The sequence below is a fragment of the Ruegeria sp. YTSC002 genome (genome assembly GCF_059609845.1).
In genome coordinates this window covers 21824-35774 of sequence record NZ_JBXWML010000019.1, presented here as the reverse complement: position 1 = coordinate 35774, position 13951 = coordinate 21824, and the positions used below count along the sequence as shown (strand labels likewise).

At 58.1% G+C, this 13951-nt stretch carries 14 protein-coding genes; 3 read left to right on the top strand and 11 right to left on the bottom strand.

Annotated features, from left to right (window positions below; genetic code table 11):
* Positions 1-177: 177 nt before the first annotated feature.
* Together AC2FFD_RS21465 and AC2FFD_RS21460 are read left to right on the top strand one after the other, a co-directional pair.
* On the top strand, positions 178-1215 hold the full coding sequence (locus AC2FFD_RS21465) for a YeiH family protein (protein ID WP_496874092.1): 1038 nt from the start codon (positions 178-180) through the stop codon (positions 1213-1215).
* A 90-nt stretch (positions 1216-1305) separates the two neighbouring features.
* Positions 1306-1677 (top strand): cupin domain-containing protein, encoded by a 372-nt coding sequence (locus AC2FFD_RS21460; protein ID WP_170347472.1) that lies wholly within the window; start codon positions 1306-1308, stop codon positions 1675-1677.
* A gap of 63 nt (positions 1678-1740) precedes the next feature.
* On the opposite strand, the gene AC2FFD_RS21455 is transcribed toward AC2FFD_RS21460, so the two are convergent.
* The 10 genes from AC2FFD_RS21455 to AC2FFD_RS21410 all read right to left on the bottom strand — a co-directional run bounded on the left by AC2FFD_RS21455 (position 1741) and on the right by AC2FFD_RS21410 (position 11196).
* Positions 1741-2817 carry a 2Fe-2S iron-sulfur cluster-binding protein gene (locus tag AC2FFD_RS21455; RefSeq protein ID WP_496874091.1) on the bottom strand — a complete coding sequence of 359 codons (1077 nt, stop codon included), beginning with the start codon at positions 2815-2817 and terminating at the stop codon, positions 1741-1743.
* Positions 2814-3968 (bottom strand): aromatic ring-hydroxylating oxygenase subunit alpha, encoded by a 1155-nt coding sequence (locus AC2FFD_RS21450; RefSeq protein WP_496874090.1) that lies wholly within the window; start codon positions 3966-3968, stop codon positions 2814-2816. The genes AC2FFD_RS21455 and AC2FFD_RS21450 overlap by 4 nt, the downstream gene beginning before the upstream one ends.
* A 23-nt stretch (positions 3969-3991) precedes the next feature.
* Positions 3992-4150: a hypothetical protein gene (locus tag AC2FFD_RS21445; protein WP_496874089.1), complete on the bottom strand. Its 159-nt coding sequence runs from the start codon at positions 4148-4150 to the stop codon at positions 3992-3994.
* A 159-nt stretch (positions 4151-4309) separates the two neighbouring features.
* The gene (locus tag AC2FFD_RS21440; protein ID WP_496874088.1) at positions 4310-4741 is read right to left on the bottom strand and encodes a DUF2141 domain-containing protein; all 432 of its coding nucleotides are present in this window, start codon (positions 4739-4741) and stop codon (positions 4310-4312) included.
* A gap of 183 nt (positions 4742-4924) precedes the next feature.
* Positions 4925-5857, bottom strand: a complete 933-nt coding sequence (locus AC2FFD_RS21435) for a hypothetical protein (protein WP_496874087.1) — start codon at positions 5855-5857, stop codon at positions 4925-4927.
* 7 nt (positions 5858-5864) lie between these two features.
* A complete protein-coding gene (locus tag AC2FFD_RS21430; protein ID WP_257601314.1) occupies positions 5865-7178 on the bottom strand; it encodes a TRAP transporter large permease in 1314 nt (437 codons plus the stop codon).
* A gap of 4 nt (positions 7179-7182) precedes the next feature.
* Positions 7183-7716: a TRAP transporter small permease gene (locus AC2FFD_RS21425; RefSeq protein ID WP_170347465.1), complete on the bottom strand. Its 534-nt coding sequence runs from the start codon at positions 7714-7716 to the stop codon at positions 7183-7185.
* A 69-nt stretch (positions 7717-7785) separates the two neighbouring features.
* Positions 7786-8763 (bottom strand): TRAP transporter substrate-binding protein, encoded by a 978-nt coding sequence (locus AC2FFD_RS21420; RefSeq protein ID WP_496874086.1) that lies wholly within the window; start codon positions 8761-8763, stop codon positions 7786-7788.
* Between the two features lie 52 nt (positions 8764-8815).
* Positions 8816-10066, bottom strand: a complete 1251-nt coding sequence (locus AC2FFD_RS21415; RefSeq protein ID WP_480686134.1) for an NAD(P)/FAD-dependent oxidoreductase — start codon at positions 10064-10066, stop codon at positions 8816-8818.
* Positions 10063-11196 (bottom strand): enolase C-terminal domain-like protein, encoded by a 1134-nt coding sequence (locus AC2FFD_RS21410; protein WP_496874085.1) that lies wholly within the window; start codon positions 11194-11196, stop codon positions 10063-10065. The genes AC2FFD_RS21415 and AC2FFD_RS21410 overlap by 4 nt, the downstream gene beginning before the upstream one ends.
* A 98-nt stretch (positions 11197-11294) precedes the next feature.
* On the opposite strand from AC2FFD_RS21410, the gene AC2FFD_RS21405 reads away from it, so the two are divergent.
* A complete protein-coding gene (locus AC2FFD_RS21405) occupies positions 11295-12215 on the top strand; it encodes a LysR family transcriptional regulator (RefSeq protein ID WP_425080286.1) in 921 nt (306 codons plus the stop codon).
* Here the strand turns inward: AC2FFD_RS21405 and AC2FFD_RS21400 are convergent.
* Positions 12176-13870, bottom strand: coding sequence for a thiamine pyrophosphate-binding protein (locus tag AC2FFD_RS21400; RefSeq protein WP_496874084.1), 1695 nt, complete (start codon positions 13868-13870; stop codon positions 12176-12178). The genes AC2FFD_RS21405 and AC2FFD_RS21400 overlap by 40 nt on opposite strands.
* Positions 13871-13951 lie beyond the last annotated feature (81 nt).

Here is a 13951-nt window from a genome sequence, read left to right as displayed (position 1 = left end):
CGAACCTTTCCGCCGCGACGCAATGAAAAAACCCGTCGCCGTCGCCGGAATCTCGGCCGACGACATGAAAGCTCAGGTCGAGCTGTAATCTGATCATGCCCCCACCCGCACCGAATATGGTTCGGGTGGGAGCAGGCTTTGCCTAAAAGGCAACTCAAATATTGCAAAGGAAGTAAGATGCAGGTGTTGAGTGCATCCAGCTCGCCGTGGCTTCGGGCACGGTCTTTCGTTCGTTTGAACGGGCACGGTTTCCTTGTTTCCGTGGTTGTTGCCGTCGCAGCGAAGTTCCTGTCCGAGCACTATGGCGCTCCGGCGATGCTGATGGCCCTGTTGCTGGGCATCGCGTTCCATTTCCTGGCCGAAGACGACGCAGGCGACTGCAAGGCCGGGATCGAGTTTACGGCACGAACCGTTCTTCGTTTTGGCGTTGCGCTGCTTGGCGCGCGTATTTCCGTTGAATTGATGATGAGCCTTGGCGCGGATCTGATTGCCGTTGTGATTGCCGGTGTGATCCTCACGATCCTGTTCGGCCTTCTGGGCGCGCGTCTTCTGGGCCGTGGCTGGCGCTTTGGGGTGCTGACGGGGGGATCGGTTGCGATCTGCGGCGCGTCGGCCGCGATGGCCCTGTCGGCCATTCTGCCCAAAAACGAGCATTCGGAGCGGAACCTGGTTTTCACGGTATTGTCCGTCACTGTTCTGTCGACAATCGCGATGATCGCCTACCCCATCCTCACCGAGGCTTTCGAATTCAACGACGATGTTTCCGGGGTCTTCCTTGGCGGCACGATCCACGATGTCGCGCAGGTTGTCGGGGCCGGGTTCTCGGTCTCGGATCAAACCGGTGAGGTCGCGACTTTGGTCAAGCTGATCCGTGTCGCCATGCTGGCCCCGGTGGTTCTGGTCATCTCGTTTCTTGTCCGGCGCCACGCGGAGTTCAGCGAGGAAGACGGCAAGCGCCCGCCCATTTTGCCGATGTTCGTGGTTGGCTTTCTGATCTTTGCCGTCCTGAATTCAATGGGTCTGATCCCCGAAGTGGTCTCGTCGGCCATGGCCGATCTCAGCCGGTGGGCGCTGCTGGTGTCGATTGCGGCAGTGGGCATGAAGACGTCGCTCAAGCGAATTCTGGATGTAGGCGGGCAGGCCATCGTTCTGATCGTGGCCGAGACGATCTTCATCGCTGCTCTGGTTCTGGCGGGTGTCTACCTGTTTCACTAGAGGATGGCGGAAATCCTAGTCCGGCACGTGACCGACCATTGGCCGGTCACGTCATCTCGCAATACACGACCAGCAGGAGGGTATGACCTCATGACGACACAGGTACTCAACCTTTTCGATCAGCCCGCAACGCGCAGCGAACGGCGTTTGGCCGATCTTCCCGATCGCGTTGTCGAGGGTGATCCGCATCACAAGATTGGAATGCACTTCACCAGCCCGGATGGACAACTGTCTGCCGGGATCTGGACGTCCACGCCGGGCAAATGGCACGCGTTCACGGACAAGGACGAATATTGCTATATCGTCAAAGGCCATTGTGCCCTGATCCACGAAGACGGGACCCGTCAGGATTTTCGCACCGGGGCCAGCTTTTTGATCCCCAACGGCTTTCGCGGCTATTGGGAAGTCGTGGAAGAAACGACCAAGCACTTCGTGATCCGAGATTGTGCGCCGGACGCATGATCTGATCCGCGAACGAACCTGAGGCGGCGTGAAACGGCATGCGTCAGGCGCGTCATCGGTTCTTCAGCGACGGGTCTGGTCAAAGCTGATCGCCAGTTTTCCCGCCGTGGGTATTGACTGGCAGGTCAGGATTTCTCCGGCTTTGATGTCTTCATCCTCCAGCGCCATGCGCGCCCGCATTTGAACTGTGCCGTCGGTCAGTTTGGCCCGGCACGCGCCGCAGACCCCCGATTGGCAGGAATAGGGTGGCTTGAGCCCCGCTGACTGCGCTGCGTGAAGAACGGTCTGTCCCTTGGTGATCGGAATGAGGTGTCGGGCGCCTTCCAGCGTCAGTTCAGCGGTTGCGTCCACCCCCTCAATACCAGCGTCCAGATCCGGCGCAGCACCATAGCTTTCCATGTGGATGCGGTTCGCGGGCACATCAATGGACATCAATGCCGATTTGACGGCCTGGTTCATGTTGCCCGGACCGCAGACATAGTATTGAGCGTCCTGGGCGTAAGGAGGATACTCGGCGATCAACGCTTCGATTGCGGCCTGGTCGATCGTACCCTGCCGCCAATATTCGGCGCTGGACCACCAGCCGGGCTTCGAAAAGACATGATTGATTGTAAAACGTTCGGGATGCGCTTCCTGAAGAACGTTCAGCTCTTGCTGCAACAGGATGCTTTTGGCGTTTGTGTTGCCATACACCAGATGCGCGACTGAATGGGGCTCGGCTGTCAAAACCGAGTTCAGCATCGCGTAGAGCGGCGTGATGCCAGAACCCGCGCCAAAAAAGTAATGGGTGCGCCGCGCCGTTTCGTCGGGGTCCAGGCAGAAACTGCCAAATGGCGGCATGACGTCAATGGTTTGTCCTTCCTGGACAGTGTCGTTGATGAAGTTGCTGACACGGCCACCCTTGACCCGTTTGACGGTGATGCGAAGCGGGCCCCCGGAGTAAGGTGAACTGGAGATCGAATAGCTTCGACGGTGCTCCTCGCCATCAATATTGAAACGCAGGGACACGTGTTGGCCCGACCGCCAGGCGAATATGTCCATCAGGCGGTCAGGTACCTCGAACATGACGGTCTTAGCCACGCCATCCAGTTCAACTCGGGTCCCGCAAACGCGCAGTGGGAAAAAGTCACGCGGGCTCATTTCCCTTCTCCCAACCATTGCAGAACAATTTTCTGGTGCTCGATGACGGGGCTTTCACCGTTTGCTGCCGGACCTGCTTCAAAATACGGTGAATGCAGGGATTTCTGCTGCTGCTCGCACGCGTAGATGTCTTCGCCGGTAAAGTCGCCGGCAACCATCGGGTCATCTTCGCCCATCGCGTCACTGGCTTCGTATTTTCCGCCTATTCCAAACTTGGACCAGAAAGAGGACGACTTCATCGACTGTTTGGTGAATTCCCATTCCGAGCTGTTGGACACCCGCCCGCGGTTGTGAACTCGTGTCAGTTCCGGGCCAAGGGGTTCGACAATGAAGATGCTCCAGCCGTCTTCCGAAGCGGCCAGTCCAATCCCCGGGAACAGCATCGGCACCCAGGCGCCGTTCATGTCTTTGGGAATGACGCGCGGGGCGGTCAGTTTGCTGTCCTGATCTTCCAGAAATTCTGCCACCGGCGGCTCCCAAAACATGTAATGAGGTCCTTCCCAGTGGAATTCGGCGGATTTGTGATCATACATTTGCAGCGTGTTCGAATGCAGATGACTCAGGTGGTAAACGTCGATGTAATTCTCGACGACAACCTTCCAGTTGGCCTTTATCTCATAGCTGGTGATCAGGTCTTCGTACTCGACCAGCTCTTCCGGGACGTGCGGGCCGATATGGGGTTCGACCGGGCCGAACCATTCGGCGATGGAAGGCGCGTCGGGGTCTGGATGGACGAAAATCATCGATTTCCAGATATCGACCTTGGCGGGTTTCAGGCCAAGGCAGGACTTGTCGACCTTGCCATATTCCTCGTGCTCGTCCGGCACCGAAATCAGATTGCCTTCAAGATCGTAGGTCCAGTCGTGATATGGACAGGTCAATGCCTTTTGCGTTTTGCCAACCGCGCGGATCAATTGGGTGCCGCGGTGGCGGCAGATGTTATGGAACGCGCGCAGGCGACGGTCGCGCCCCATGATCACGAATATGTTGTTGAGTCCGGCCTGCACGGCGATGTACTGGCCGGGTTCACTGACATCCTCCATAAACCCGGCATAGCGCCAGGTTTTGGAAAAGATTTCGCGCACTTCCCGGTCGAACCAATCCTGGCTCGTGTAAGCCTCGACCGGCAAAAGGTGCAGCATGGGTTTCATTTGAGCCTCTTGTAAAGGAAGTTTCAAAACGTTCGAGAGAGAAAGTCGATGGCGATCATCGACAGGCCAAGTGCCATCCAGGCGAGTTGGATCAGCCAAAACAGGATGGGGTCCTTGTCCCGGGTTACGTCGGTCCAAAGCAAAGCGTGACCGGAATGGAAATTCGGGATTGTCCAGAACATCAAAAGAAGCCCCTAAAACGTCTGATAGCCAAGAACGGTCGTGACCATGAGCACAGCGAAAGAGATGCAACATCGAAACCAGATCTCGCAACACATCTGATCAGAGCCTGCATGACCTGCTCATAACGCTCATCACGATTTGAGGGGCGCCCGATCATGTTATTTCCAGTATTTCAGCGTCACGTTTGCCGTTGCGCCGGTGCCGACGGCGACGGCGGCATCCGTGAATTCCGGCGGCAGACCGCGCTGCCCCATACCGCCAAAGCCGTACCCTTCGGTTGGGATATCTTTTTCGGTATCCAGGTTGCTGTTGCTGTTCTCGTCGTGAATCGCGGCAATCCCATAGGTGCCAAGCGGGAGATCGTGAAAGGTCACCGAAACCAGGCCTTTGACAGCGGGAACGGAAGCCAAGGCCGCCGCGTTTGCCACGTCCATGGCCTTGAAAGATTTTGCTTCATCGAACACGGCAATGATCAAATCTCCCTCTGCATTGCGCACGTCCTGCACCGTTGCAGTGAGAGTTTGTGCGGATGCCCCGAGGGTTGAAGCCAGTGTCATTACAGATGCGACGACCTGTTTTCTAATCGGCATGATATTCCCTTTACTGTCAACGTTGACAGTAAATAGGGAAGGTGCGATTAACTGTCAATAGTGACAAAAATTCGCCTGATTTCCCTGAACGTGTTTATGGCCTGAACTAAAGGCGAGGTACCGGCCCAACGTCGGCAAGGATCGGAGAAAGGGGATAAAAAACCCTAAAGGGGCTTTCCAACGCTACTCGGGCAAGACTTGCCTCATGTAGAGATGACGCATGACCATTGGCGTCAGGTACATCGGAACTTGATACGCCCCGATAAAGGCCATGATGGGTGCGGTGACTTCGGGCGGCAAAGCAACGAAGAAAATCGCGATGTTTCTGTTTCCCGCGATTAGAGAGACGGCAGTTGCCCTGGCTGCCGGCAGACGCCCTCGGGTCATCCGGAACGAAATGAACTGTGCTCCGAAATTGGCCAGACAGGCGAGCGCGATCCAGAAGGCCGCGACGGCCGGGCTTTTCAGCGCCGTGGAGCTGACGGAAGGCATCAGGCCGATGACAAAAACGGCCAATGTGATCGTGCCCAACCCTTCCAGATTCAACAAGGTGGAGCGGGATGGCGAACGCAACCAAACACGCCGAGCAAAGATGGCGGCGCCGGTTGCGCAGAGTATCGTCAACAACAGTTGCAGTCCGGCCAATAGTACGGATTGAAGGTCGCCCAATTCGGGCATGAGCAGGAACACCGGAAACGCTGTCAATGGCAACAGGGCAGTTCCAACAACCAGCATTCGCATCGCGTGTTCAGGTGGGTAGCCCATCATCAGACACATGTTGGGACTGCCTGAAATCGAAGGTGCTGCCGCCATGATCAGCAGGGACAGAAGCACCGGCGTTCCGGTCCATCCCCCAATAAATCCGATGGCCAGGATGATCAGCGGTATCACGAATTGAAACCCGATGACGGTGAACGCGACCTTGTGCAGATCGCTCAACGATCCAAAAATGGTTTCGGGGTCCATTCTCAGGACGGTGACGAACAGCAACAACACGACCAGGGGCGGCAGCAGGTTCCGCATGGGCTCGGCCAAACCCGGCAAAAGCAGACCCGCCGCCAATCCGGCGACCAGAACACGGGGCCCGTGACGGGCCGCCAGATGGAGCGGGTTCAAGGTCGATTTACCCGCCGGGACTCTGCCGCAAATTCTCGGGCAGCCAGGTGGCGAGGTCGGGGAACCAGATGAGGATGAAGACCATCAGTACCATGATCAGGAACATCGGTATCGCGGCGCGTGCGATATAGCTCATCTCATGGTTGGTCATACCCTGCATCACGAACAGGTTGAACCCGATCGGGGGTGTGATCTGTGCCATCTCGACGACGACCACGATGAAGATGCCGAACCAGATCAGATCAATCCCGGCGTCGCGGATCATCGGTTCCACCACGGCCATGGTCAGCACAACCGAGGAGATCCCGTCAAGGAAACAACCCAGAATGATGTAGAACACCAGCAGAACCATCAGCAGTTCGAAACGGGTCAGTTCCCATCCGGCGATCAGATCGGCCAACCCGCGCGGCAGGCCGGTAAAACCCATCGACAGCGACAGGAACGCAGCGCCAGCAAGGATCAGGGCGATCATCGCGCTGGTCCGCGTGGCCCCCATCAGGCTTTCCGTGAATGTCTTCCAGTTCAACGACCCCTGGCCTGCCGCCAGCAACAGGCCGCCGATCACTCCGAACGCCGCGGCTTCGGTCGCAGTGGCATAGCCCAGATACATTGAGCCGATGACGACCGTGATCAGAAGGATCACAGGCAACAAAAAGCGGGAGTTTCTGACTTTCTCGGAAAAGCTCAGCTTGCCCTCGTCATTCGGGTTCCAGTCTTTGCCCAACTTGGAATAGATCGCGACATAGCCCATGAACATCGCCGCCAGCACCAGGCCGGGAAGGATGCCGGCAAAGAACAGCTTGGTGATCGATTCATTGATCGTCACCCCGTAGACGATCAGGGTCAGAGATGGCGGGATCATCAGCCCCAACGTCGCAGCGCCGGTCAATGTGCCGATGATCATTCGTTCGGGGTAATTGCGTTTGCGCAGTTCGGGGATCGACATCTTGCCGACGGTGGTCAGCGTTGCCGCCGACGAACCTGAGACCGCCGCGAAGACGGTACAGCCCACGATATTCGTATGCACCAAGCCGCCGGGCAGGGGGGCCATCCAGGGGGACAAACCCTTGAACATGTCTTCGGATAATCGCGTGCGGTAAAGGATTTCGCCCATCCAGATGAACATGGGCAAGGCGGTCAGGGTCCACGACGACGAAGCGGACCAGATGGTGGTGATCATCACGTCGCCCACCGGGCGGGTGGTGAACAGCTCCATCCCGACCCAGGCAACCCCCATCAGGGCCAGGCCAACCCAGACACCGGTGCCGAGCAAGGTGAACAGTACAAAGAGGAAAAGGATGATGACGGACAGGTTTTCCATGCGCTTACTCTCCGTGGCTCTGGTCGGCCAGATCGCGGACAATGCGATGGTCACCTTTGAACAGGACGTGGATCAGGTGATCCGTCAGCGCGATGGCCAGGATCACGGCACCGATCAGCATCGCCGACTGGGGAATCCAGAGTGCGGTTCTGTCCTGTCCCTGACTGATGTCGTTGAACTTCCAGCTCCAATAGACGAAGCGATAGGCATACCAGCAGAAATACCACATGACGGCAGTGCCGATGGTGAAACACCAGATTTCAAGGATACGCCGCACACCGTCCGGCACGGAGTTCAGAAGGATCGAAACCCGAATGTGGCTGCCCCGGTTCAACGCATTGGCAAAGGCCAGGAAAGATGCCGCCGCCATTGCGTAACCGGCATAGTCAGGCGCTCCGGGAAATACCTCACCTGTCCAGCGGGCCAGCATCTGAACGACGATCAGCAAAAGAATGGCAATCAGGCTGAGCGCCGCCAATACCCCTGCTGCCTGATAGATGAAGTCCAGAACGGACCGAAGCCCTCGCAATACCGCCATGGTGTCCCCGCTGTATTATGATTGGGTGGAAAGCGGGCGGCATAGTGCAACGCCGCCCGCCCCGAACGGTTACTTAGATGCGTTGAACGCATCGACGATGGCTTTGCCTTCGTCGCCAGCGGCTTCCAGCCATTCATTGGTCATGGTTACACCAATCTCCTTCAGCTCATTCGTCATCTGTTCAGATGCCGGACCGACGGTCATGCCACCATCACGCAGACCTTGCAGAGTAAAACCGGTATATTCCTTGGCGCGCCAGTTGCCTGCGTATTCCGCCAGTTCCGCGCAGGCCTTGATGATGTTCTTGTTGGCGTCGGACACGCCCGACCAGACATCCGAATTCACCATCACATAATTGCGCGGCAACCAGGCATCGACCTCGTAGAAATAGTTCAGGCTTTCCCAGACCTTGCGGTCATACCCGGTTGATCCCGAAGACACCATCGACTCGGCGACGCCCGTGGCAAAAGCCTGACTGATTTCCGCCGCTTCGATCGTCACCGGCAACATCCCTGTCAACTCGGCCAGTCTCGAAGTCGCGTTGTTGTAAGAGCGGAACTTGATGCCCTTCATATCGGCGACCGAGTTCACCTCATTCTTGAAATACAGTCCCTGCGGCGGCCATGGCACCGCGTAAAGCAACGTCAGGTTCTGTTCGGCCAGTACCTTTTCAATTGACGGTTTTGCCGCTTCCCAAAGCTTGGCGCTGTCATCGAACGAGGTTGCAAGGAACGGTATCGAATCGAAACCGAACAACGCGTTCTCATTCTGGTGGCCAGACAGAAGGCGTTCGCCAATCGGGGCTTGCCCGGTCTGGATTGCGCGTTTGATATCGGCACCTTTGAACAACGAGCCGGATGGATGCGTAACGATTTCGATCTCACCGCCGGTTCCGGTCGTTACACATTTGGCGAATTCCGCTCCGGTGGCCGAATGGAAGTTCGACGCCGAATAGGCCATCGGCATGTCCCATTTCTCGGCCACGACCGGTGCTGCCGCTGCGGCAGTCAAAGCGGTTGCCGCCAGTAGGTTTGTCAGTTTTTTCATCGTTTTCTCCCTATCGAGTTTTGAAATACCGATGTTCTTCATCGGTCTGTTCTTATGTTGCAAAGCGCGACGGCGCGTAGACGCTTACGTCGGTGTTCGGTGTTCTGCCCGCGATCATCTGCGCCAGAAGCCGTCCGGTCTTTGGCCCGCCTGTCAGGCCGATGTGATGATGACCAAAGCCCATATAGGCCCCTTTGATTCCGGGCACGTCTCCGATGATCGGGATCGAGTCAGCCGGGGCCGGCCTGTGCCCCATCCATTCCACTTCCTCCTTCCATGTTATGCCCGGAAACGCGGCCCGGGCATTTCTTCGCATCAATTCAAACGGCGCGCGCGAGGGCGGTGCGTCCAGCCCTCCGAACTCCACAATACCCGCCAAGCGTATGCGCCCATCCATGGGCGTGGCAACAAACTTGCCCGAAGCCACCATGACCGGGCTGCGGGGCATGGCAGAAGGTGCCACCAATTCAAGATGATAACCGCGCTCGCTTTCAAGAGGAACAGAAACCCCCAGTCGCTTGGCCAGTGGCCCGGACCAGACACCAGCCGTGACAATGGCGGTGTCGCAAGCGATTGTCTCACCATCCGCGCGCACGCCGGAAACGCGGCCGTTGTCGCGGGTGACGTCCTCGACATTGGCGCGGATGATCCGGCCTCCACCAGCCTCGACATGGGCGGCCAGGTCTTTCACGTACCGCCCGGGATCGGTGATATGACCGTGGTTTGACAGCTTGGCAGCGAAACCGATATCCGGGCTGAACACGGGGTCATAGTCGTGAAACGCCTTGCCCTCCAGTTCTTGCCAATCAAAGCCGTTCTTCCGACGGATTCCCCAGCCCAACGCATCTTGTTCAAAATGAGCCCGGTTCTCGTAGAGAAACAGATAGTCGCTGGGCACGATCCACTTTTCAGCACGTGTGCCTGCCGCCAAAGCCTTGTGATCATTCAGGCTGTCGCCGACGATCGGTGTCAGCGCCGCCGCGATCCGTTCAACGTCTGCCACGTTCGCGTGGCTCAGATATTGCCGGAGCCATGGGAGCAACTTCGGTAAATATCCCCATTTCAAAAACAGCGGCTGCGAGGAGCTCAGCAGCATTTTGGGTGCTTTGCCAAGCAGTCCGGGAACCGTCACAGGTATGATGGAACAGGACGCCAGCACACCGCCATTGCCATGAGACGTGCCTTCACCCGGTCCGGCCTTGTCGAACAGGATCACGTCGTGCCCGTCCCGTTGCAGCCAGACCGCGGCCGAAACGCCGACTATACCGGCGCCGATGATGGCTATGGTTTTCTTTTCACTCATTCTGAAACCGCCTTGGCCACTGCATAATGGTTCAGCTTTGCCAGCTCGGGCTTGCCGCCAAGTCCCGGGCTTTCGGGCACGCAGACCTGTCCGCCTCTGATCCGGAAGGGTTCTTCCAGAATGTCCTCTTTCAGGAAATAGGACGCCTGATAAAACTCGCAGCCCAATGTGATCTCGGGTGTCGCGGCAATCAGATGGGTGCCCGCAAGATGGGCCAAACCGGCCTCGAACATGTCCCCGCCATACGCAGTCAGACCGTGCGCCGCCGCGATGCGGGCGACCGTTTGCCCGCGGGTCAGTCCGCCAGACTTCATTATTTTCACCGAGACACCATCGCAAATGCTTTCACGCGCGGCGCGTTCCATATCTTCGGGACCAAAGACGCTTTCATCGGCGAGAAGGGGAACATCGGTCATATGCCGTAGCTTCGCCATCATGCCGAAGTGATGGGCGCGAACCGGCTGTTCGATGAAATCAGGATTGAACCGGGCCACGTCCCGCACCCGTGCCGGAGCCTCCTCGATGCTCAGCCCCTGATTATAGTCCACGCGGACCGAGAATTCAGGGCAGTTCTGCGCAAGGTACTCCAACCGCATGATGTCAAAGGCGTGATCCTTGAACCCGGTCTTGAGTTTGACAATCCGCACGCCGTCCTCTCGCAACCGCGCCAACAGGTCTATGTCCTGAGAGAAGTCCGGGTTGGCGATGGAACAGCTGAGCGGAATGGTGCTGCGGCAACGACCGCCCAGCAAAGACCAGACCGGGATGCCGCTGATACGGCCGGCCAGATCCAGCAGAGCGGTTTCCAGCGCGGCCTTGGCCTCGGTGCAATGCGCCACGGCATAAGTGGCGCGTGCCATGATGGCCGATCGGTCACTTACGCTGGCGCCAAGAACTAGGGGTCGCAAGTATCGGTCCAACGCCGCAAAAGTCGCCTCCGGGGTGCCGGTGAACACCGACCATGGTGACGCTTCGCCGAATCCCTGTGTGCCATCCTCGACGGTCAGTCGCAGTATGACGACTTCGCAAACGCCTTCAACGGATCCTATACCGTGATCCCGGCGGGACGTGACCGGAAGCTTCAGGTGCCAGAGGTCGTAACCGATGATGTTTTGTGCCAGATCGTTCATTCCGCCCCCTGTGGATGAGCGGAAGCCTGCCTTGACGGGCATATCATTTCAAATACTATATCTTCGACAGTTCATCAGGAAAAATGATGGGATTACCGATGTCCCTGCGCTTTCGCCAGCTTCAAGCGTTTCACGCCATCATGGAAACCGGAACCGTAACCGGTGCGGCGTCGGTACTTGGGATATCCCAGCCTGGTATCAGCAATCTGTTGGCTCAGTTGGAACGCGAAGCGCGACTGCCTCTGTTCGAGCGCAACAAGGGCCGTTTGCTGCCCACTCCGGAAGCCGAGCTGCTGTTCCGCGAAGTCGACACGGTCGTGCGCGGGCTGGATCACGTGGCGCAGGCCGTGACGGATTTGCAGAACAAGCATCCCGGTCAGTTGCAGGTTGCGGCGCCGCATCTTCTGTCATTTGGTTTCATGCCACGCGAGATCGCTCGTTTTGCCAAAAGCCGCCCCAACCTGTCCGTCAGTTTCCAGTCGCAGTATTCATCCAAGATTCAGGAATGGGTGATTTCCGGCCTATTTGAAATCGGCATTGTCGAGATGCCGATCCTGCACGACACGCTGAACTATCAGGTGTTTCAGTTCGAAACGCTGGCGACTTTTCCAGAACACAGCCGCTTGGCGGATTACGACGTTCTGACACCGGAAATACTGGAAAACGAGCCCTTCATCGTGATGGGCCCGGAACACCAAACCCACCGCCGAACCCGTGACATCTTTCAGGCATCCGGGCGCACGTGGCGGACACAGATTCACACGCACCTGTCCGAGAACCTGCTGAGTTTTGTGAAACAGGGCATGGGGGTCGCGATGATCGACCCCTTTACCGTGACGTTCGACGGTGAGAGCGGGTACCAGACCCGCCCGTTCAGGCCTTCCGTCATGCTGGATCTTGCAATCATCACCGCAAAGGGGCGCCCCCTGTCCACGATTGCGCAGGAGTTTCTGGCCCAGCTGACCCCGTCGATTGCCTCTTACGCGACCCATTCCGACACAGGTGCAGCGGCGTCGTGAAGCTGCTGCGAATGGATGTCGACCAATGTGGGGCCATCATGTTCGACGGCCTGTTTCAACACTTTCGGCAAGTCCTCAGGGTCCTTGACCGTCCATGATTTCACTCCAAAGGCGGCTGCGACAGCGGCGTGGTCGGTCCGGTTGAAATCAACGTTGTAATAGCGTTGATCAAACCCAGCATCCTGACCCGCCTTGATCCATCCGAAGACCGAGTTCGAGAACACGATCGAGGTGATCGGCATTTTGTGCCGGACCATCGTTTCAAACTCACCGCAGGCGAACCCAAACGAACCATCGCCCATGACGGCAAGCGTCTTGACCGAGGGCCGCCCAACATGTGCACCCATGGCCGCCCCCAGAGAATAGCCCAGTGCTCCATGCGCGCGATTTGTGATGAAATGCCGCCCGGGTTGCCGCCAACGGTAATGCGCACTGAAATAGGGGCAGGGGGTGCCGGGATCAGCGACCACAATCGCATCGTCGTCCAGAATGTCCATCAAGGACGCCATGACAGCCTCGGGCCGTATCGGGGTTTCCCGACTTGCAGCCAAGGGGGCAAACGCCGCCGCCTTGGCCTCCCATGCGGCGCGGGCCTTGGCTGTTCCGCCTTGACCGTTCAGCTCCTGCCGTTGCTCCAGTGCATGAGCAAGTGCCTCCAACGCCAGACGGGCATCGGCGCAAATCGCCACTTCAGTCTGATAATTTGCGCCGATCACCATAGGGTCACTGGCGATGTGAATGATCGTGGCGTTGCGCCCGGGGCTTCTCCACCGTTCGGTCGTGACCGAACCGGCGCGGCACCCGATGAACAGGACGACATCAGCCTGATCCACCACGGCGCGTGTCGCGGGGATGCCGCCGTTCGATCCGACGACACCCAGGGCCAGAGGATCGGTTTCGGCTATGGACCCTTGGCCTGAAACGGTTGTGGCGACGGGCATATCCAGCAGACCGGCGACGCGGCGCAACGCATCGGTTGCGCCGGACAGAACCGGGCCGCCGCCACATACCGCGACGGCGGATGTGGCCTGGGCAAGAATGGCTGCGGCTGCTTCGATGGCATCAGGTTCGGGGGCAGCCCGCTCTGCGGGATAGCTGCGATGCCGCTTGTCGGCCCAGATTTCCGCTTCGTCCACCTGTGCCTTCTGCGTATCAAACGGCAGTGCCAGATGGGTCGCGCCGGGTGTTCCCGTTGTCATCGCCCGGAACGCCGCTCGAACCATGGCCGGAAGACGGGCAGCATCATCCAGAGACGCGTTCCACTTCGTCAGCGGGCGGAACAACGCTGGCTGATCCAGTTCCGTCAAAGGATACTTCCCACGGCTGGTCGTCGCCACATCGGACGTGATCGCCAGGATTGGAACCGAACTTTCATTGGCCTCGACCACACCCGGCAGAATGTAGGTCGCACCACCGCCGGAAGGGCCTTCGCAAACGCCGGGCTTGCCTGTCACACGAGCATAGCCGTCCGCCATGTAGGCAGCGTGCCGTTCGTCGCGGGTCAGAATGTGCTGAATGCCGTGATCCAATCGGGCGAGCGCATCATAGAATGGCAAGGTGGTATCGCCGCACAGACCGAACATATGGGTGACTCCATGCGCCTCGAGCATGCGCACCATTGCCTCGGCTCCGGTCAGGTAATTCGTTCCTGTCATCGTTCGCGACTCCTTCGATTCACAATTGCACACAGTACTGTATACAGTTTTGTATATTGATTTCAAGAACTGTGTGTGGCA

Excerpts from the sequence above, each read along its gene's own strand:
- AC2FFD_RS21420 (WP_496874086.1), bottom strand. The coding sequence starts at position 8,763 with ATGAAAAAACTGACAAACCTACTGGCGGCAACCGCTTTGACTGCCGCA.
- AC2FFD_RS21415 (WP_480686134.1), bottom strand. The coding sequence starts at position 10,066 with ATGAGTGAAAAGAAAACCATAGCCATCATCGGCGCCGGTATAGTCGGC.
- AC2FFD_RS21410 (WP_496874085.1), bottom strand. The coding sequence starts at position 11,196 with ATGAACGATCTGGCACAAAACATCATCGGTTACGACCTCTGGCACCTG.
- AC2FFD_RS21440 (WP_496874088.1), bottom strand. The coding sequence starts at position 4,741 with ATGCCGATTAGAAAACAGGTCGTCGCATCTGTAATGACACTGGCTTCA.
- AC2FFD_RS21445 (WP_496874089.1), bottom strand. The coding sequence starts at position 4,150 with ATGTTCTGGACAATCCCGAATTTCCATTCCGGTCACGCTTTGCTTTGG.
- AC2FFD_RS21425 (WP_170347465.1), bottom strand. The coding sequence starts at position 7,716 with ATGGCGGTATTGCGAGGGCTTCGGTCCGTTCTGGACTTCATCTATCAG.
- AC2FFD_RS21455 (WP_496874091.1), bottom strand. The coding sequence starts at position 2,817 with ATGAGCCCGCGTGACTTTTTCCCACTGCGCGTTTGCGGGACCCGAGTT.
- AC2FFD_RS21465 (WP_496874092.1), top strand. The coding sequence starts at position 178 with ATGCAGGTGTTGAGTGCATCCAGCTCGCCGTGGCTTCGGGCACGGTCT.
- AC2FFD_RS21450 (WP_496874090.1), bottom strand. The coding sequence starts at position 3,968 with ATGAAACCCATGCTGCACCTTTTGCCGGTCGAGGCTTACACGAGCCAG.
- AC2FFD_RS21400 (WP_496874084.1), bottom strand. The coding sequence starts at position 13,870 with ATGACAGGAACGAATTACCTGACCGGAGCCGAGGCAATGGTGCGCATG.
- AC2FFD_RS21405 (WP_425080286.1), top strand. The coding sequence starts at position 11,295 with ATGTCCCTGCGCTTTCGCCAGCTTCAAGCGTTTCACGCCATCATGGAA.
- AC2FFD_RS21460 (WP_170347472.1), top strand. The coding sequence starts at position 1,306 with ATGACGACACAGGTACTCAACCTTTTCGATCAGCCCGCAACGCGCAGC.
- AC2FFD_RS21430 (WP_257601314.1), bottom strand. The coding sequence starts at position 7,178 with ATGGAAAACCTGTCCGTCATCATCCTTTTCCTCTTTGTACTGTTCACC.